Source organism: Fodinisporobacter ferrooxydans, assembly GCF_022818495.1.
GTDB lineage: Bacteria > Bacillota > Bacilli > Tumebacillales > MYW30-H2 > Fodinisporobacter > Fodinisporobacter ferrooxydans.
On record NZ_CP089291.1, the window covers coordinates 406,061 to 425,817 of the forward strand.

Consider the following 19,757-nt stretch of genomic DNA (forward strand, 5'->3'; position numbering starts at 1 on the left):
TTGATTCATAAGTGCTCACCCGTCACTTGATTCGTTTTTTGTGCGATTCGATTCATTGCCTGAGCGGGTGTTTCCTTATTTGCAATCATCTTTTCCAATTCCGTAAAAATTACCGTATCGATCTCCGTCCAATTGGGAATTTTCGGCCTCGTATACAGGTATTGTTTCTTCCAAGCATCCAATGTCGCTTTCATCGGCAACAGATTGGGCATCAATCCGGACTCGGCAGTTCCCGGTTCCATGCCTTTTCGCACCGCTTCCAGGTTGTACACAGAATGGCGGGTAGGCGTTTCTCCACCCGCTTTCGACTGCAATATTTCATATTCTGTCTGTGGCGAAGTGGCCCATATCAAAAATAGCCAAGCCGCTTTTTGCTCATTTGGCGTCGCGTATTTATTGATGCCGATTCCCGTCCCGCCGAAAATGTTTGCACTGCGAACAGGCCCTCTCGGCAAAAGCGACCATCCCACTTTGCCAACAACACGAGATGTCTTTGGATTCTCGAACATGGCAGAATATTCATGCCACATCGGCGCCATCGCCAAATCCCCCCCGGCGAACGCATCGGCAAGATCTTGCCAATCCCAGGAAATGCTGTAAGGGTCGGCAACCTGCATCAACTTTTGATAAAAGGTTGCCGCGCGAATGGCATTTTGTGATTGCAGGGCACTTGGCCCCGGATGAAAAGTTCCCACATAGCCCATATTGGGATTGTGAAAATAATCGCCGCCATATGCAGCCAGTATATTGCTGAAATCGCACATGAGGGAGTCATATTGTTTGGCCTGTTCACCTGTTCCATACTTGACTTCCGTTATAATTCCCTGTTTTACTTTTTCATTGATCCATTTGGCGATCGTGTAATATTGTTCCCATGTCAAATTAGGGCCAGGCGTCCAATCAAATCCCTCTTCTCTTAAAAACAGGGATTTATACTTGTCAAATATATCTTTTCGGTAAGCCATGATCATTGTCGGAGAATCATATGGCAGCGTGTATAAGTTTTGATCACTCCCCATGTATCCATCCACAGCCAATTGAGTCGATATAAAATCATGCACGCCTCCCGGAATATGTGGCAATGCGGGATCGTGATTCAATCTGTTCAAATCCACAAATTGATTCGAATATTCGGCCAACACCTGATACGGGTCCGCATAAATTACTTGATGCGTATCCGCGTGTGCGTGAAATTCCAAACCTACTTTTTCTACAACGGATTCCAAATCCATTTGTTCGATCGTTACATCAATTCCCGTAACATTTTCAAATTCCTTGATGTTCGCCCTTAACGCAGATGACGGAGGAGTGATTTCGGAAATAAAGCGCAAGTGTGTACCGGCAAATTGCCGCCAATTGAATCCTTTCGGCGCCTGAATCTTCGGCAACCCCGCCACCCAGCCCGGAAATGGGGCATCCACCTGTTTGTTTGGATTTAGACGGCTTGTGGGATTCTGTTCTTGTCCGTCATGCACATGCTGAAACGGCGTGCAGGCAGTCAGCAGCAAACCCATTAGACTGACGCAAAGGGAAACTTGGAAATAGCGACTCTTATTCATATCTTCTCTTCACCTAAAGAGGATATTCAAAAAGTAGTCAAAACTCCACGGCGGATTGCTTTGCCGAATCCCAAAAAGCCTTACTCATGTACCAAACACGTACACTCCGTCGGCTTTTCGTGCTTCGACTTCGCACTCCTTGTGTCTTACTTGACCACTTTTTGAACACTCACCTAAAAAGAATGTTCAAGCATACACACAGATTCTAACCAGCGAAAGGCCGAAATCAGCCTTATGGTTCGGACTCAATCATGCACATGCAAAAGCGCCTGAATCAAACGTTTATACTGTTCAAAACCTTCCTGATAATGGCGGCTCTGCTCCGATGGGGCAAACGACCGTTTCAAAAAGTCCTCCTGGAATACTTCTCCGACCGCACCCCAAAACCCTTGTGCAACGCCTGCCAGGATACCGGCCCCGTATGCGGCGCCTTCCGCATAGCCGACCGTGCGCAAGGATGTTGCCAGAACATCGCATAGCACTTGCAGCCATAGCTCGCTTTTGGCGACACCACCAGTCACCACAAACTCCTGAACCTGATTTGGCAGCAAGCGAATCAACTCCAGGCAATCCCGCAATGAGTAGCTTACACCTTCAATCACACTCCTGGCAAAATGCGCCCCTTGGTGCTGCAGGTTCATACCCAAAAAGCCGGCACGGATTTTGTCGCTGTTATAAGGCGTGCGTTCACCGTTCAAAAACGGCAGATACAGTAACCCGTTGCTGCCTGCATCGACTGTACCCGCTTGCATCATCAAGGCATCATAGGAGTCGCCATGGCCGAGGGAATCCCGAAACCAGCGCAGCGATGCACCGGCAGAAAGCGTCACGCCCATTCCGTACCACATATTCGGTACCCCATGACAAAACACATGCAGCGTCGGATTTTGCCGAATCGCTTCCTCGTATGTGGGCGGTGTATCGAGACATGCCAATACAACGCCTGATGTGCCGATGGAGACCAATCCCCGCTCTTTTGTCACAATCCCCATCCCCACAGCCGCTCCCGCATTGTCTGCTGTACCGGCAATGACAGCAGTTCCCGCCGGCAAGCCCGTAATTTCCGCAGCTTCCGGCGCAACTTCACCTGCGATCTCTCCGCTTTCATACACGTCCGGAAACCAGTGCATGGGCAGATCCAATTCTCCTATGAGTCCTTTATTCCAGGTGCGGTTCCGCACATCAAACACGCCTGTCCCGCTGGCATCTGACACATCCGCACTATAAAGATTGGTAAGTTTAAAGTTGATAAAATCTTTCGGCATAAGTACCTTGTCAATCTGTTGGAAAATTTCCGGCTCCTGTTCTTTGATCCATAACAGCTTGCCTAATGTAAAACCGGGCAAGAGCGAGTTGCACGTTTCCCCTTGATAGCGGGAAGCGCCAATCGACTGCAATGTTTGTTCACAAATGTTCTTTGTCCGCACATCGTTCCAAAGAATCGCTTTGCGAATGACTTGTCCTTGCCGATTCAGCAATACGGATGAATGCATTTGACCTGCCACACCGATTCCGGCAACTTCCGATGGTTGTATGCCTTGGCGCCATAATTCCTGCAAACATGCTACAAACGCCTGCCACCAAATGTCCGGATCCTGCTCCGTCCAGCCGCTCTGGGGAGTTTCAAACGCATACGACCTGTACGCTTTCTGTACGATGTCTCCTTTTTGATCGATGACAATCACTTTTGTGCCTTCTGTGCCTACGTCTACACCTAATACGTATGCCATTTTTATCACCTGACTTTCGACTTGAGTATATTGAAAATCATGATTCCCCTTGAAAAACTATGAAACTTCTCAAATACAAACGATGCATGATTGATCTGTCTACTATAAATATACATTAGCCCCGGCTGCATAAAAACAGCCGGGGCCCGCTTGTATGAAATTTGATTGATTGTCGTCGATTAACCAATGACAATCTGCACTTTTAACATATCGTCCGCTTTCGGTTTTGCCAACAAAGCCGGCACTTCCTCCAGAGAAACCGTATGGGAAATGATTGGATCGACATCGATCCGCCCTTCCTTTACCCAACGGAAAGCGGGAATAAATGTATTGTTGATCGCCATGGAGCCAATAATCGTCCAATCCTTATGGTATACCTTGAACGGATTCAAGTTGATACTGGAAACCTGCGGCGCTACACCGAACTGCAAGAATTTTGCGGTCGGTCCCATATACTCAAATTCTTGCTCGATTACTTTGGGGATGCCCGTCACGTCTACTACAATATCAAAACCGTCCGGATATTCCGCTTTTAAGACAGCCGGAGCATCCTGTGCCAGTACTCCGCGCGTCGCTCCCATATTCAATGCCATATCCAATTTTTGCTGGGAAACGTCCACGACAACTAAATCGGATGCGCCCGCATGTGCAATTGCCTGCACCAGTTGCAATCCCATCGCTCCGGCACCGAATAATACGACCCGATCCCCGACTTGTACTTGCAAACGATTCATGCCATGAACGACACATGCGACAGGCTCTACAAACGCCCCTTGCGCAAACGTCATTTTTTCCGGCATCTGGATGACGTTTTTGGCGGGAACTTTTACATATTCAGCCATCGAACCGGCTGTTGTGTTGCCGAGTGCCGCCCAATTTTTGCAATGGTTCACACGATTTGTCAGGCAATATTCGCATTTCCCACAGTATAACGTTGGGTCAGCCGTTACACGATCCCCCACTTGAAAGTCTGTAACACCTTCCCCGATTTCAACGACCACACCGGAAAATTCATGGCCTGGAATGATCGGATACGGGGATAAAAATACCCCTTCGAAAATATGATAATCGGTCCCGCATACACCGCAATTTTTCACTTGAATGGTTACTTCATCTTTTCCTGGTGCCGGGTATGGAACGGTCTCTACAGATGCTTGATGTGGTCCATGAATGACAACTGCTTTCATCGTTTTTTGGCTCATTTTTCTTCTCCTCCATTTGGATAGATCATCACTTTAATGCTTTTGTCTTTTTGCGTGCGTGCGACTTCACAGGCTTCCTTGATCTCATCAAGGGAATAGCGATGTGTAATGACATTTTCAATTCCATAGTTGCCTTTGGCCAATGCTTCGATGGCAGCCGGGTACGTATTGGCGTAGCGGAAAATACCGAATACATCCAACTCCTTATCAACCAACATTGGAATATCTACGGGAATTTGATCCGTTGTAGGCAGCCCCACATAAACGATTTTCCCGCCAAATTTTACATGCCGGATGGCGTCGCCAATCGCTTTGGCATTGCCGGACGTTTCAATAATCGCCGTTACACCTTTGCCATCCGTCAAATCTTGCATGGCATCAGCTGCATTGCCATGCAATGGATCGATCACTGCATCGATTCCCATTTGCAATGCCAGCTCCCGTCGGAACGGTATCACGTCGGATCCGATCACACGACCTGCACCGAACATTTTGGCACTTACAGCAGCCAGCAAGCCAATGGGACCAAGACCACTGATCAAAACACGGTCGCCGGGGCCGATTTTCCCTCGACGCATGGCATGAAATCCGACGGAGAGGGGTTCCAGCAAGGCGCCTTCTTCATAGCTTAATGTGTCTGGCAATTTATACAGAAAATCCGCCCGCACCGCCACATATTCTGCCCATGCCCCATCGACAGGCGGAGTTGCCATGAATACAACGTCAGGGCAGAGATTGTAGCGGCCAGATTTGCAGTACTCACAGCGATCACATGGAATTCCAGGCTCCACTGCCACTCGATCGCCGATCGCCAGGTGCTTGACTTTCGCACCGACTGCCGCCACATCTCCAGCCAGCTCATGCCCCAGGATGATCGGCTTTTCCACGACATAGCGCCCAATCCGGCCATGTTCGTAATAATGCACATCCGAGCCGCAAACGCCGATACAATGAACTTTAATTAATGCTTCGTCTTCTTTCACTTGCGGCATGTCTACTTCCTGAATGCCGATGGATAACGGTTGATCCAAAACGGCAGCTTTCATTCGTCCAGGCACAAGCGGCACCTCCTTATTGTCCGTGTTGCAGCGAATCGGTATTAACCTTTGACGGCGCCCATGGTCAAACCGCGCACCAATTGTTTTTGTGTAAACCAGCCGAGTATAAGCGCCGGCAAAACGGCAACCGTTGAAACAGCCGATAGTTTCGCCCAGAATAAGCCTTCACTCGTCATAAAAGATGACACTAAAACAGGCAACGTCGCAGAATTGGTGTAACTGATATTCACAGCCAGGAAAAACTCATTCCATGCGAACACCATACACAACAGCCCTGTGGAAATTAATCCAGGCTTGACAAGCGGGATAATCACCCTGAATACCGCTTGCAATCCGGTTGCTCCATCTACTTGGCATGCTTCGATTACTTCATATGGTATATCGCTGAAGAACGAACGCATCATCCAAACAACTGTCGGTGTATTCATTCCTGTATACAAAAGAATCAACCCGGTCAGCGAATCCAGCAATCCTAAATTCTTGAACAGCAAATAGATCGGTATGATAACTCCGACTGGCGGAAGAATTTTTGTCGAGATAAACCAGAAAAATATATCATCGCCTTTTTTGGGCTTGTAAATGGCGAGCGCATAGGCAACAGGCGCACCCAATAACAGCGATACAATCGTGGAGCCGAATGCAGCGATGAGCGAATTCCCCATAAATGCCGCGATCCCGGAGTTGAATACATTCTCATAGTTCACCAATGTCGGATGAAAGAACAGCGTTGGCGGCATATGAAACGCATCCCGCTCTGTCTTGAAGCCGGTAATGAACATCAAGAAAATCGGAAAAAAGTAAGCAATTGCCAGTCCATACGTGAGGACCGTCAGTCCGGTTTTCCACACTTGTTTCATGCTAACGTTCCCCCAAACTGTTTACGGAGTGTCCGGAACAACAATGTCATACATGCTACGGAAAGGATGACAATGATGACCGCAATCGCTGATGCAAGACCATATTGACTGTTTTGAATCTGCTCCCGGAATACGTAATAGGACAAATTGGTGGATGCATAGCCGGGGCCGCCTTGTGTGGCAACATAAATTTCGCCGAATGTCGACAAGATAAAAACCAGGCCGAGAAACACGGCAACTTCAATATAGCGCATTAAATGCGGGATGATGATATGAAAAAACTGCTGTACTCTGGTTGCGCCATCCAGCATGGAACTTTCGATAATCTCGCCGGGTACGGATTGCAGCCCTGCCAGAAGAACCAGCATGAAGAACGGCGTCCATTCCCATGTGACAATATAAATGACCAGCGATAACGGATGATTGGCAGCCAAGTCAACCGGAGGCAAGCCCACCGATTTAAACATCCATGCCAACAATCCAAACATCGGATTGAAAATCATATTTTTCCAGAGGACGCCTGATACAGCCGGCATGATGAAAAACGGCGAAATGATCAGTGTGCGCAGAAACCCTTTTCCGAAAAAATCCCTGTTCAGCAAAAGTGCCAAAAACATTCCCAACACCAAACATATGAGCAGTGACGCAACCGTCAAGATCACGGTGTTTTCCAGTACGGTATAAAATTCCGGCGCTTCTAATATCGTTACAAAGTTGCCAATCCCATTAAAACGCATTCCCAAATCCGGACGCATGATATTCCAGTTGAAAAACGAATAAAATAAGGTACCCAAAAATGGAATTTGCGTGATCACCGCCGTAACGATGATCCCGGGAAGCATCAACCGTTTTGCCAATTTATCTTGTTTGTTTCGCTTATTTCTGTCGGTTAAAGTTGGTGTGCCGCGTTTTGCAGCAGTGCGCTTGCGATTTTGCGATTGATCCGCTTGACGAGAAGACTCTGCATGTACCCGAATCGTTTCTGTGTTCATCTCCTTCTCCTCCCATTGATAACAGAAGGGGCGCGAACGCCCCGCCGCCATACTTTATTTCTGATATCCGCCTTGTTTTGCGATTTCGTTCGCTTTGTTTTGAGCGTTTTTCAATGCATCATCCACCGATTTTTGGCCGGCAATTGCAGCTGCAAACTCTTGAGACACATCTGTTCCCAACTGTGCAAATTCAGGAATGGATACATATTGAATGCCTGTATACGGCACTGGATCTTTTGTCGGATGATTGATATCCGCCTTCTCGATTTGCTTTAATACGATATCTGCAAATGGAGCAGCCTTTTGATAGTCAGGATTTTCATAGGTGGATTTGCGTGTTCCCGGAGGCGCTACCACCCAACCTTTTGTTTTTCCGACAAGGTTGATGTAGTCTTTGCTCGTCGCCCATGTCATAAATTTGAACGCCGCATCCTTATGCTTCGATGAACTTTCCAGCGCAAGCGACCAAGCCCATAACCAGCCGCTGCCATTAGGAGTCACTTCAACCGGCGCCGGCGCATAGCCAATCTTGCCGACAACTTGCGATTGTTTGGGATCATTCAAAAATCCGGCGGCAACCGACGCATCGTACCACATGGCTGCTTTTCCCTGTGCCATCGCTGTTTCCAACTCTGTAAATCCGGACGTTGTCGCACCTTTTTCACCGGCAGATTTCAGCAAGTCGATGTAAAATTTGACCGCTTTCTGAGTTGCCGGATTATTGAACTGCGCCTGCCAATTTTTATCGTACCATTCACCGCCGAACGTATTGATCACAGTATCCAGCGGCGCCAGCACTTCACCCCAGCCGGGCATGCCGCGCAACAAAATGCCTGTCATATTGTGGGCCGGATCATTCAGTTTTTTTGCAAATGCGGCAATATCGTCCCAGGTAGGTTGTGCAGGCATTTTCAAGCCGGCTTTTGCAAACAAATCTTTGCGGTAATAGATGATGGATGATTCTCCATAGAACGGCAATGCGTACAGGTTGTTATTGTAAGAAAGGGCGTCACGCATCGGCTTTAACACGTCACTCAGGTCGTATTTCGCTTTTGCATCCGCACTCATCTTGTCAAATAGCGGATTGAGAGGAGTAATCCATCCATTTTTCGCCCAGATCGGCGCATCGTACGTACCCACTGTAGCAATATCGAATTTCCCGGCGTGTGTCGCAACGTCTTCCGTTACTTTTTGCCGGAGTTCATTTTCCGGAAGAACCACGTAATTGACTTTGATGCCTGTTTCTTTTGTAAACTCTTTTGTCTCTTCCTGCATGACTTTCATATCCGGATTGTTTACTGTCGCAACTGTCAATGTCACATTGGAAGAGGAAGATTTTCCATTATCTTTACCGGCGTTTGCAGAAGATGCGGATGGAGAACTTCCGCCTGTGTTGCAACCTGTCAGCAGCATGGCTGCCAACAAACCTGTGCTGCTTAATACAGCTACTACTTTCTTGCTTTTCATTGCATGTCCCCCTCATATTTGTACATGTTGTTTGGAATTGCGGAATCCATTCAGACATCAGCGGTCTGTTTTGAGAAGTTTCTGGCTTCCACATCACCTCCCAAAATGAAAGATTGCATCGAAAACGAAAACCTGGCCAAAAAAGAAAGACCGAACGCGAAATTTATCCGCATTCGGCCCGTGGCCCTGAATTTGGGGATGGATCTGTTTTTTCTTTTTGAATCGTTATGATAAAACGTTCTTCTTTGCCTTCAATGATTACACGATCATGTTTAAACAATTGATAGATTTTCGATCCGGGAGTTAATTTTTCTGCTTGCAATAGCTAGCACCCCTTTTATCTTGCATTCACATTTGATTCCCGTTCGATCACTTCCTGATTACGCTTTCATTATAAGAAAAAACGCTTCCATAGGCTATCAAAAGATATCATAAATCTGTCACAAATCATCGCGACAATTTTAAATATCCATAATTATCCACATATCCTATTTGATTCGATTGGAAATTTTATGTTACAATCATAACCGACATTGCAGACGCATGTACCAACTGCGATACACCAGCAACACGATAGACTATTTGCCAAATGAGGCAAAGCGGTTGGTTGTTGCAATGTGCATGAAAAGTCTCGAACGCAATTCACGACAAGAAAGGTGATAGGAATGGCTGACGTAACAATTAAAGTGAATGATAATGGTTCTCTCCGTATTTCAGGAAACGTGGAACTTGTGGATGCAGAGGGCAATCGTTTTGAAGTCAAAGAATCCTTCTCCCTTTGCCGCTGCGGATTATCCCAAAACAAACCATTCTGTGACGGCTCTCACAAAGGAAAATTTGAAAGTGCACCACGGGCCGGCCAACAAAAATAATTCAACAAAAGTAAAGGACGAACATGAAAACTCCCGCTCATCCAAATTAGGCGGGAGTTTCACAGGTGCTACATAAATACGCACTTTAACCGATAGCTATTTCATGAAAGCGATACTATTTTGGACTTAAACGCGACAATATCCGCAAGATGATGTTCAATAATTTTTTGAATAATTTCGATCTCTACTTCCTGATAATTATGTACTGCAATATTGCGAAAACCGACCATGGCAGACAAGGCATCCCGCATTTGTTTGTCAATCAAATTGTCTTTATACAAAAGATCAAAAGCATCTCTGCTATGCTGTGGAACGCCAATTTTCTTCAGGGCCACAACATACATTGCCAGATCAATCGCTGCTTCGCAAGCTCTTTGAATATTCAAAATAATAGAATCCTGTTTTGTGTAGTTTAGTAAATTATCGAATGTTCCCTCGTACTCTTCCTGTATCCTCCGAATGCACCGTTCAATAATCTGCGACTTATTTAGCACCACATCATTCATAAATTTTCCCCTCCTTCCGAATATTCGCCAGTATCTCTTTTCTTTCTTCATTTAATAATGCATAGTCCTTCAGCACACGGATTGAAAACTCTGCAAGCAAATTTGGGCTCGCACTGAAAATTGCTTCTCCTTCTCCCACAATCTGCGCTTTCAGGACTGTCGAAGCAGATGACAAAGAAATGAGATCAACATCCCTTTTCAATTCATCTGCCAACTTCTGAGCGACAAGCCAGACCTCATAACTCGCAAGCGTTCGGTCCGACAAGAATGCAATATCAATATCGCTATCCGGTCGAAAGGTATCTCTGCAGACAGAGCCAAATAGAAAAATCAACCGCGCGGAAGCAGATTCTCTCAATGTCTGAATGATCAATTGCAGTTGCGCATCGGAAATATGCAAGTGGATGCCTCCTTTTTAAAGAACGCGATTATTTCTTTATTTCTTTTTATCATACTCGCCAAACACCCGTTGATAAATTCCTGCATTTACAAGTTGCAGAGCAGCCGTAAGGATTAATGGCAAATTTAGCTGCCCTACGTCGAACATATATCCGGTCAACGTCGGTCCTACGGAAGACGGCAAGCGCATTGACAACGCATTGATGCTTGAAGCAAATCCCCTTCGCTGATCGCGGGTGAGACTTGCGCTTAATGCCGAGCGGTTTCCTTGTGTGCCGCGATTAATTGCATTGCGAATGACAAAAAGAAAGGAGGCAATTGTGAACGTAGGCATCCACGGCAACGCCAGCATACATGCAGAGCCGATAATTCGCATCCACGTCACTGATTTCACCATGCCAAACCGTTGTGCCAGGATGCCGCTAAAATAGGACGAAACGGCTGTCAAAAAAAAACTGATGGAAAGCGTGACGCCAATCGCTTCCGTCCCCACATGATAGCGAATGCTGAACCAGTATGCCATCATGGGACCTGTAAGCCCAACAGCAAGGCCATTCAACGTATTGATGAAAGCAAGTTTAAAAATTGCCTTATTTTCTTGGCGGCGGATGTTTGTTTCATCCGGATCCTGTTCTTTGACTATGTTCTTCCCATTCTCCTCGCTTCGTTGTACACTGTGTGATTTGTCTCGAAAGTCCCTGCCATGGCTTGATTGTCCAACTGCTGATCCAATCGATTGTTCATGAATCAAAGAAAGAAGCAGGATGCAAAAAAACGAAAGAACTGTGACCATTAAAAATACCGGGCGATACGCTTCAAGCGGATTCGCTGTATGGATGTAACCCGGTATCCCGCCCAGCACCGAGCCGATTGCCATGCCGAGAAATCCCACGCCGTTGTTCAAACTGAATATCTGGCCGCGATTGGACCGTTCTACATAACGTGCCAGCCATGCTTGTTCCGCCGGGGAAAAGGGTCCCGCCGCGCCGCTTTGTCCACGCCCGAATCCTGCAATCACAATCGCCAGAATCAGGATGATTCCTTGTGTTGTCATGCTGGCAATCATTGACGACAACATCGTCATGCCTTCATAAATTAACAAAAATGGTTTTCTGCCCAGTTTGTCGCTTAAAATGCCTACAAATAAAATAAGCGCTGCTCCAAATAATCCGGCAGCCGATGTAACGCCGCCAATCAAGGCGCCACTCCAATGCAGGTCTTTTAAGTAGAGAGAAAGATCCACTACCATTGCCCCTTGGCCAATGCTGCGCAATCCGCGGATGAGAATCAGCCGTTTTACAATTGAATGCATTTGTATTCGTGTCATTCCAATTCCTCACATCTATTACAAGCGTTATTGCAATCTATCTGTATCATATACCTGAATGTCGAATAATCAATAGAGGAGTCATGAGATTCGCATAGTATCAAGCCAAACGCTGCAGCATTTAAAGCAAATGACTCCAAGCCGCAAAAATAGGCTTTGGCATGTACCCAAAGCCCCGTTATTTTTGTTTCCATTCCTCATAGATCGTTTTTCCCAGGTAGAATAAAAAATGCAGCAACCCTATCGTTAATACGATCCATATTGCAATAAACATATACAAGTGCCTTTGAATCAATTCATATTCCATCTTGGAATCCCCCAAACAAGGGTTATTCCTTTATTTTACCATATTTTCCGTAGAAGCATTCCCATCATTGAAAATATTCCCGATACGATATCCATATGGAACCGATCCATTACTCCGAATATTCTTGTCCCAGCTCAAACATCCGTATGCAAACCTGATACAGCCTTTCAAAGGAAATGTCATCGATACAAGCACAAGCAAACAGTTCTTCTGTTTGAATCTTTTGTTCTTCAATCCATGTACGGACGACAATCCATGTTTGATTGCATTGAATCATATAGATGGTTTGGAGCAGGGATTGATCTTGATAAAGAACCCGATATTTTTTCATGTCTCCGCTGTATCTGCCAAGCAGCGCCTTGAAATATTTCAATTCCAGCCAACTGTTATCCCCATGTCCATGCGCCTCCAACAAAAACCACCACAGAACGGTTCTGTGATGGTTTTTGTGCTACTTAAATAATGTCTCAAATGAGCGGAGTTGCCCCTCATCCATCGATCCTTCCTTGACAGCAAGCATATTCCAATCGATTCCCAATTGTTCTTGAAAATCTTCCCGTTCCTCGACAAATAAAATCCCGGTAAGCAGCCCTTGCTGTTGTTTGATTATCTGAATCGCTTCTTCACGTGTATGAAAAGGCTCATCCACTTTCACCAGGTGCTCCCGGAAAAAGTCATATGTGTTGATTTTGTTGAACGTAACACATGGGCTGAAAATGTTCACAAGGGAGAATCCTTTATGTTCCAACGCTTTTTCAATGATCTCTGTCAGGCCTTTGACATCGCCGGAAAACGCCTGCGCCACAAATGTACAGCCATTGGAAATCGCCGTAGAAAGCGGATCTACAGGGTATTCCTTATTCCCTTTCTGCGTGGTTTTCGTTACAAATCCGTGATTGCTGCGAGGCGATGTCTGCCCTTTTGTCAATCCGTAAATTTGGTTATCCATGACGAGATATGTGATATCGATATTTCGTCTGACCGCATGATTAAAATGCCCGAGTCCAATTCCGTACCCATCGCCGTCACCACCGGCAGCGATGACTTTCAGGTTTGGATTGGCCATCTTTGCTCCTTGTGCCACCGGCAACGATCGTCCATGCAACGTATGAAATCCATACGTCCTCATATACTCGGAAATTTTACTGGAACAGCCGATTCCAGTGACAGTCACTATTTCATGTGGCTCCAAGCCCAGATTGACTGCGGCTTTCTGCAAAGCCGCCATGACACTGTAATCTCCGCAGCCTGGACACCAAGTCGAACTATCCCCTTTAAAATCTTTGACGGTCGCCATTATATCAACTCCCTTACTTCTTGAATGACACGGCTTAAAACAAACGGATTCCCATCATACTGCGTAATTTTATGTGCATTCGAATGGATGGGCAGATGTTGTTTCAACCAGTTCAAGAGTTGTCCTTCGTAATTGTTTTCAATTGAAATGACTTTTTTCCCAGTCAAAATCGGTGCAATCCGATCGATCGGCAGCGGATGCAATTGTTGAATCTGCACATGCCCCACTCGGACGCCTTCCCTTTCAAAAACGTCCAGCGCTTCTTCAATAATGCCCCGTGTGGATCCCATTCCAACCAAAATTACGTCCGCATCTTCGTTCTTGCTGTAATAAGGATTTTGAATGGCTGCCGTTTTGATTTTTTCCATCCGTTTTCGCATGATTTGCGTGCGGATCTCCGGATCTTCCGTGATATACCCATCTTCCCCGTGCTCATTGGATGAAGCGGTATGCACACCGCCCGCTGTGCCGGGAAGCACACGGGGCGAAATGCCGTCGTCTGTGAACCGGTATCGTTTAAATATATGTTCTCCATAGGATTTTGCTTCTTCTTCCGTGACCAACTTGCCGCGAGTGATTGGCACCCGGGTGCTGTCAAAGGGCGGCACTGTCGTTTTGTTCATGGATAATACCAGATCCAATGCGACAAATACCGGGCATTGATAGGTTTCTGCCAGATTAAACGCTTCCGCGGCTATGTAAAAAGCGTCTTCAATGGTGCTTGGATACAATACAATTCTTGGAATTTCTCCATGTGTTCCATATAGCATATGCTGTAAATCGCTTTGTTCATGTTTGGTCGGCAGCCCCGTTGATGGACCGCTGCGCTGCGAGTCCACGATCACAATCGGAGTTTCGCTCATGCCCGCAAGTCCCAACGCCTCTGTTTTTAACGAAATTCCCGGTCCGGAAGTCGATGTCATCGCACGAGCGCCGGCATATGCGGCGCCAATGGCAAATGTAATGCCGGCAATCTCATCTTCCACCTGCATCACAGTTCCGCCTACTTTGGGAAGTTGTGCGCTCAGCCATTCCATAATCTCGCTTGCCGGTGTAATGGGGTACGCGGACAGAAACCGGCATCCCGCCATAAAACTGCCAAAGGCAGTCGCCTCATTCCCGGAAATGTACAAGCGATCCTGTTTCTGCACATGTTCCAATGGTTTTACGAGATGCTGCAAGTGTTGGGCTACCAGTTCATAGCCTTTTTCCACAGCGGCTTTATTGGAAAGGATCACTTGCTCTCCTTTTTTCTCAAATACATCTTCGATAAAGAGAAAGAATTCTTCTTTCGGAAGGCCGATCAAGGCACCGCTGATCCCCAGCGCAATCATATTTTTCGCCAATGCGTTTCCCAATTCGGTGGCAAGCTTCTTAAGCGGGAATGCGGCAATCGTATAATGTTTTTCGGCTCGTACACTTGTGTCCCCTTCCATGATCACAACCGCGCCATCTGCCAGCTCATGTTCATTGACTTGCAGCGTTTCTTGATCCAGGCACAAAAGAATATTTAATTGTTCACCTGCGTAATTGGTCCGTTCTTGTGTGGCACGTATTTTATAATTCGTATGACCGCCTTTGATCCGCGACATAAACTGCTTATACGAGGTGACATAATAGCCATAACGAAACAGCGTCTTAGCGAATATCTCCCCTGTAGAGTCAACACCTTCTCCTTGCTGACCTCCGACTTTCCATTCGATGGATTTGATCATACAGGCACCCTCCAGTTCCACATCTCACATGCTAACGTCAAATGCTCCACTACCAAACTATTCGTCAACAGGACAAAATATTATTCTTTCTACGAGTTTCTCTACTATCACATCCTTTGCATACGCTTTCACTATCGATTTCACAATTAAATCTACTATTTACCGAGTAACAATGATTGTTCCTAATGAATGTTCATATATATTTTACTATTTGGTGAATTCGGATTAAAGTATTTTTTTCAGATTAAAGTGATTTTTGGAATAAAAAATTCCCTCTGAATGAACAGCAGGAACCTGTGGCAGAGTATGCGGAAGTTGTAGCAGAAGCACGTTCTCCTGCCGAAGAGCTAATGTTGATGATATTTCCGGAATTTGCTGCAATCATATCAGGCAGAACCGCTCGTGTCACATAATAGGTTCCCCCATCAGGTTCACCTGTATGATCCGTTCCCAGTCTTCCGGGGACATTTCTACCTCTGTCGGAATTTCATAGTGGCCAAGCATTAAATCGATATTATGCTATTATGAAAGTGCTTGTCTCAATAGTGAATATTGTATTATTTATCGAAAAGTTATTAGCATATAACAAAAGGAGATTCCTCCCATATGCCATTTACTCTAAGAGATGTATTGGATATCGAAATATTAAAGCCTGCAAAAGTACGAACAGCTGTACAAAAACTGGAAATGATACAGGTTGAATGGATTTCCGTTATGGAATACCCGGTTGAAAATTATATTCGAAAAAATGAATTTGTGTTAAGTACCGCTATCGGATGCAACGAGAATTTAAGTGTGTTTCAAAGTTTTGTTCTGGATGTTATCCAATCTGGTGCTACAGCCTTGGCCATTGCTTTGGGACGATACATCCAGGATATTCCACCAGAAATCCTTCAATTGGCAGAAGAACTGGATTTCCCTATTATTGAACTGCCTTGGGAAATTCGCTTTTCGGATATCACCCATTCCGTACTCAGCAAATTAAACAATTGGCAAAGAAATTTGATTGACCAAGCCGAAGAACTGCAAAAACAACTTCTTCACTTATTTCTTACAAATGGAACTCTATCACAAGCCACAGAATTGATTCGAAAAAAAATAAATCTGCCGATCGTTATCGTAGATAAAGAGGGAAACATCAAAGGAAAAAGCAAAAATTCAGAGTCATTGATTGAAAAATGGGAGTGTTATCAACAATCTGTTTCTACTGCAACGATTGGGAATTCAACAGATTTCCATTCATATGAAGTGAAATGGGTCTCCTCAAAAGATTCGATCATACAAGCAAGTATCCTTACTCACAACATCGTCAACGGCTTCTTGCTCATTGAACCTGCTTTCGAAACTGTCATAGAGTCGTTTCTCACAAACGGCAGCGATCATTTTCTGGAATATGCCGCTACTGCTACAGCACTATGGTTTCAAAAAGAAGCCACCATCAAGGAAACAGAGCTAAGATTGCGGGACGATTTTGTATGGAGCTTTGCCAAAGGGGAATTTGACTCTTGGGATAGTATTCTCTCTCGTGCAAAATTATTGGAATACAACGTCAATCTTCCGGGCGATATGACAGCTGAGCAATTAAGCAAATAATGTCTGCGTAGAGGGTGGTGTCAGATTTCCTGATACCACCCTGATTTTGCGGTAATTGCAACGGCTTTCCCATTGATCAAAATGTATAAATGAACAATATAGAATTCCAACATTCTGTGGGATGATCGTTTAACACGAACACAGTACGATATAGTAAGAAATTGGCTTTTGCACAAAGTGTCGAACATTTGGAGGAATCCATTGTAAAACTCTCCATCGTCTACACCAGTAAACAATTAAGGAGGTATGCGAAAATGTTGCCGTTTGAAAAAACAGAATACAAAGAACGGGTAAGAAAAGTAAAAACAAGTATGCAAGAACAAGGAATCGAAGTGCTATTGATTACAGACCCGGCGAATATGAACTATGTATCGGGGTATGATGCGCTTTCCTATTACGTGCCGCAAGGTGTAATCGTAGCTACAAACTTGGAGGAACCGGTTTGTATCGTTCGATTGCAAGATCTGTACTGTGCAACAGAAACAACTTGGATGTCGGGAGAAAATGTAATCGCTTATCCTGACAAATATTTGTGGGAACCCAAGGAACTGCACGTAATGGATTTTATTGGGGATTTTTTAAAAGAAAAAGGTCTCCAAAACAAAAGAATAGGCCTTGAATTCGATGCTTATTACTTTAATGCCCATTGGTATAAAAAATTAGAAAACAGTTTACAGGATGCAATATTTATCGATGCAACCGCGCTTGTAAACTGGATAAGAGGGCAAAAATCGGTAAGAGAATTGGAATATATGCAGATAGCTGCGAGAATCGTAGAAAAAGCCATGTATAATGCGATAGAAAACATCGAAGCAGGTGTGAGAGAGTGTCATGTTGCAGCACAAATTTACAGTGACCTGGTGAAAGGGACAGGTGTATATGGAGGTGAATCACCTTCACTGGCGCCAATCATGCCTGCGGGAGAACGGACTGCAGGAGCCCATTTTTCATGGACAACAGAAGGAAAATATCAAGATGGTCAACTTGTATATATGGAATTATCAGGAAGTTATAAACGTTATCATGCACCCCTGACAAGAACAATTTTTATCGGGAAGCCGCCTCAAAAAGTACAGGAAACAGCAAAAATAGTAATAGAGGGGCTTAACGCAGCGCTATCAGCAGTCAAGCCTGGAGTATCCTGTGAAGAAGTTGAAAGAGCGTGGCAGACAACCATCAATAAGCACGGTTTAGAAAAAGAATCCAGAATGGGATATACGGTAGGCATCGGTTATCCGCCGGTGTGGACGGAAAATACGGCGTATTTTAAACCGGGAGAAAAGACTGTCTTAAAGCCGAATATGACGTTCCATATGATGCCTGGGATGTGGCTTGACGGCTATGGCGTCGCCATCACGGAAACCATACGAGTAACGGAAAATGGCTGCGAAACGATAACGAAATTCCCGAGAGAGTTGTTTGTTAAGTAAACCCATTTTGTCAAAACAAAAACCAGATACCTCCCAAACTCGTTGACCCGCATATCGCTCGGGTACTTCCTAGGTGAGTGGTATCTGGTTCTTCTATTTCGCAAACTTGAATGTTGTATTTGCAACTTGAATATCGGAAAAATGTTGCGGTCATCCCAAGTATTTTAAAGCTAGCCGGTACAACCATTCCGCTGCAAGCGGCAATACACTTTCATCGATCTGAAAGCGCGGATGATGGTGAGGATAGATTGGGGTGTTCGGATCACCGGCACCAATAAAGCAAAAAGCGCCCGGAGTTTCCTTTAGATAATAAGAAAAATCCTCCCCGACCATATTTGGTTTCATCATTCCTGTATTTTCACATCCAAATACTTCTCTTGCCACATTTAGGATGACATCAACTTCTCTGTCGTGGTTGACTACTGATGGATACCCGCATTGATAATTTATTTTAATCATGGCTCCATAGATTTTGGCCAAACCTTCCGTTAACTCTTCCAGTTTGTTTTGCAATGTTTTCCTTACTTCTGGACTAAAACTTCGCACCGTTCCTTCTAATACAGCTGTGTTTGCAATAACGTTAAAAGCCGTGCCGGAATTCAGTTGCCCGAATGTAATTACGGCAGATTCCAAAGGATCGATGTTGCGGCTAACAATGTGTTGTGCCGACATCACAAAGTGTGATGCAATAACAATGGAATCAATGGTTTTATGCGGCATCCCTCCATGGCCGCCTTTGCCCTCTATTTCAATATGGAAGCGGTCTGTTGCTGCCATCATTGGACCGTAACATGTCCGAAATGTTCCTGCAGGCAATTCTGACCAGAGATGCAAGCCAAATACCGCATCTACACCTTGCAAGACTCCTTCCCGGATCATTCCGATGGCACCGCCCGGATTTACTTCTTCGGCAGGCTGAAAAATAAACCTTACATTTCCTTTTACATTTTCCTTTTGTGAAGCCAATAATTGAGCAACTCCCATTAAAATCGCAGTATGCCCGTCATGACCGCACGCATGCATGACACCGGGAATCTTCGAAGCAAAAGGCAGTCCGGTTTCTTCTTGGATCGGCAATGCATCCATATCCGCCCGCAAAGCAATGGTTGGCCCATTTTCCGCACCTTTTAAATCGGCAACGATACCAAAACCATTCACATTTTCCTTGACGTGCAGTCCGCAGCTTTTCAAAAATTCTGCAACTATTTTCGATGTTCTCTTTTCCTCAAAAGAAAGTTCAGGATGTTGGTGAAAATCCCGCCGCCATGCGATTATATCTTCTGATAAACTTTCTGTTATACTTTTTGCGCCAAGTTCTGTTATCATGGTGACCCCCCTCATTTATTCCAATTATTGTTGAATTTTGACAAGACAATATCCCCATCTACGATTTTCCCCGAGTGATGATTTCACTCGGGGAACTATACTTAAATAGCCTGTATCCAT

At 45.2% G+C, this 19,757-nt stretch carries 19 protein-coding genes and 1 pseudogene; 3 read left to right on the forward strand and 17 right to left on the reverse strand.

Annotated features, from left to right (window positions below):
- Positions 1 to 5: 5 nt before the first annotated feature.
- The 8 genes from LSG31_RS02170 to LSG31_RS02205 all read right to left on the reverse strand — a co-directional run bounded on the left by LSG31_RS02170 (position 6) and on the right by LSG31_RS02205 (position 9,187).
- Positions 6 to 1,559, reverse strand: a complete 1,554-nt coding sequence (locus LSG31_RS02170; protein ID WP_347437780.1) for an extracellular solute-binding protein — start codon at positions 1,557 to 1,559, stop codon at positions 6 to 8.
- Positions 1,560 to 1,804: 245 nt separating this feature from the next.
- Positions 1,805 to 3,289, reverse strand: a complete 1,485-nt coding sequence (gene xylB / locus LSG31_RS02175; protein WP_347437781.1) for a xylulokinase — start codon at positions 3,287 to 3,289, stop codon at positions 1,805 to 1,807.
- A gap of 179 nt (positions 3,290 to 3,468) precedes the next feature.
- Positions 3,469 to 4,491 (reverse strand): zinc-dependent alcohol dehydrogenase family protein, encoded by a 1,023-nt coding sequence (locus tag LSG31_RS02180; protein WP_347437782.1) that lies wholly within the window; start codon positions 4,489 to 4,491, stop codon positions 3,469 to 3,471.
- Positions 4,488 to 5,537 (reverse strand): NAD(P)-dependent alcohol dehydrogenase, encoded by a 1,050-nt coding sequence (locus LSG31_RS02185; RefSeq protein WP_347439420.1) that lies wholly within the window; start codon positions 5,535 to 5,537, stop codon positions 4,488 to 4,490. Before LSG31_RS02185 ends, LSG31_RS02180 begins: the two co-directional genes overlap by 4 nt.
- Positions 5,538 to 5,590: 53 nt before the next feature.
- A complete protein-coding gene (locus LSG31_RS02190; protein WP_347437783.1) occupies positions 5,591 to 6,406 on the reverse strand; it encodes a carbohydrate ABC transporter permease in 816 nt (271 codons plus the stop codon).
- Positions 6,403 to 7,398, reverse strand: coding sequence for a carbohydrate ABC transporter permease (locus LSG31_RS02195; RefSeq protein ID WP_347437784.1), 996 nt, complete (start codon positions 7,396 to 7,398; stop codon positions 6,403 to 6,405). The genes LSG31_RS02190 and LSG31_RS02195 overlap by 4 nt, the downstream gene beginning before the upstream one ends.
- A 54-nt stretch (positions 7,399 to 7,452) precedes the next feature.
- On the reverse strand, positions 7,453 to 8,865 hold the full coding sequence (locus tag LSG31_RS02200; protein ID WP_347437785.1) for an ABC transporter substrate-binding protein: 1,413 nt from the start codon (positions 8,863 to 8,865) through the stop codon (positions 7,453 to 7,455).
- A gap of 163 nt (positions 8,866 to 9,028) precedes the next feature.
- The gene (locus LSG31_RS02205) at positions 9,029 to 9,187 is read right to left on the reverse strand and encodes a hypothetical protein (RefSeq protein ID WP_347437786.1); all 159 of its coding nucleotides are present in this window, start codon (positions 9,185 to 9,187) and stop codon (positions 9,029 to 9,031) included.
- Between the two features lie 343 nt (positions 9,188 to 9,530).
- On the opposite strand from LSG31_RS02205, the gene LSG31_RS02210 reads away from it, so the two are divergent.
- The gene (locus tag LSG31_RS02210; protein WP_347437787.1) at positions 9,531 to 9,737 is read left to right on the forward strand and encodes a CDGSH iron-sulfur domain-containing protein; all 207 of its coding nucleotides are present in this window, start codon (positions 9,531 to 9,533) and stop codon (positions 9,735 to 9,737) included.
- Positions 9,738 to 9,838: 101 nt separating this feature from the next.
- Here the strand turns inward: LSG31_RS02210 and hepT are convergent, their stop codons facing one another.
- The 8 genes and pseudogenes from hepT to LSG31_RS02250 all read right to left on the reverse strand — a co-directional run.
- Complete coding sequence (gene hepT, locus LSG31_RS02215) at positions 9,839 to 10,243, reverse strand: type VII toxin-antitoxin system HepT family RNase toxin (protein ID WP_347437788.1); 405 nt, start codon at positions 10,241 to 10,243, stop codon at positions 9,839 to 9,841.
- Positions 10,236 to 10,643 carry a type VII toxin-antitoxin system MntA family adenylyltransferase antitoxin gene (gene mntA / locus LSG31_RS02220; RefSeq protein ID WP_347437789.1) on the reverse strand — a complete coding sequence of 136 codons (408 nt, stop codon included), beginning with the start codon at positions 10,641 to 10,643 and terminating at the stop codon, positions 10,236 to 10,238. The genes hepT and mntA overlap by 8 nt, the downstream gene beginning before the upstream one ends.
- A 36-nt stretch (positions 10,644 to 10,679) precedes the next feature.
- Positions 10,680 to 11,969, reverse strand: a complete 1,290-nt coding sequence (locus LSG31_RS02225; RefSeq protein ID WP_347437790.1) for an MFS transporter — start codon at positions 11,967 to 11,969, stop codon at positions 10,680 to 10,682.
- Between the two features lie 178 nt (positions 11,970 to 12,147).
- Positions 12,148 to 12,276, reverse strand: a complete 129-nt coding sequence (locus tag LSG31_RS02230; RefSeq protein ID WP_347437791.1) for a hypothetical protein — start codon at positions 12,274 to 12,276, stop codon at positions 12,148 to 12,150.
- A gap of 109 nt (positions 12,277 to 12,385) precedes the next feature.
- A complete protein-coding gene (locus tag LSG31_RS02235; RefSeq protein ID WP_347437792.1) occupies positions 12,386 to 12,688 on the reverse strand; it encodes a hypothetical protein in 303 nt (100 codons plus the stop codon).
- A 39-nt stretch (positions 12,689 to 12,727) separates the two neighbouring features.
- Positions 12,728 to 13,573, reverse strand: a complete 846-nt coding sequence (locus LSG31_RS02240; RefSeq protein ID WP_347437793.1) for a 2-oxoacid:ferredoxin oxidoreductase subunit beta — start codon at positions 13,571 to 13,573, stop codon at positions 12,728 to 12,730.
- Positions 13,573 to 15,288, reverse strand: a complete 1,716-nt coding sequence (locus LSG31_RS02245) for a 2-oxoacid:acceptor oxidoreductase subunit alpha (RefSeq protein WP_347437794.1) — start codon at positions 15,286 to 15,288, stop codon at positions 13,573 to 13,575. Before LSG31_RS02245 ends, LSG31_RS02240 begins: the two co-directional genes overlap by 1 nt.
- A gap of 295 nt (positions 15,289 to 15,583) precedes the next feature.
- Positions 15,584 to 15,762: pseudogene (locus LSG31_RS02250) on the reverse strand (SDR family NAD(P)-dependent oxidoreductase); the annotation flags it as partial.
- Positions 15,763 to 15,894: 132 nt separating this feature from the next.
- Here LSG31_RS02250 and LSG31_RS02255 point away from each other — a divergent pair.
- Together LSG31_RS02255 and LSG31_RS02260 are read left to right on the forward strand one after the other, a co-directional pair.
- Positions 15,895 to 16,881 carry a PucR family transcriptional regulator ligand-binding domain-containing protein gene (locus tag LSG31_RS02255; RefSeq protein ID WP_347437795.1) on the forward strand — a complete coding sequence of 329 codons (987 nt, stop codon included), beginning with the start codon at positions 15,895 to 15,897 and terminating at the stop codon, positions 16,879 to 16,881.
- A gap of 254 nt (positions 16,882 to 17,135) precedes the next feature.
- Entirely contained in the window at positions 17,136 to 18,311 is a 1,176-nt protein-coding gene (locus LSG31_RS02260) for a M24 family metallopeptidase (protein ID WP_347437796.1), read from the forward strand.
- A gap of 150 nt (positions 18,312 to 18,461) precedes the next feature.
- Here the strand turns inward: LSG31_RS02260 and LSG31_RS02265 are convergent, their stop codons facing one another.
- Positions 18,462 to 19,637, reverse strand: a complete 1,176-nt coding sequence (locus tag LSG31_RS02265) for a M20 metallopeptidase family protein (protein WP_347437797.1) — start codon at positions 19,635 to 19,637, stop codon at positions 18,462 to 18,464.
- Positions 19,638 to 19,757: the final 120 nt, after the last annotated feature.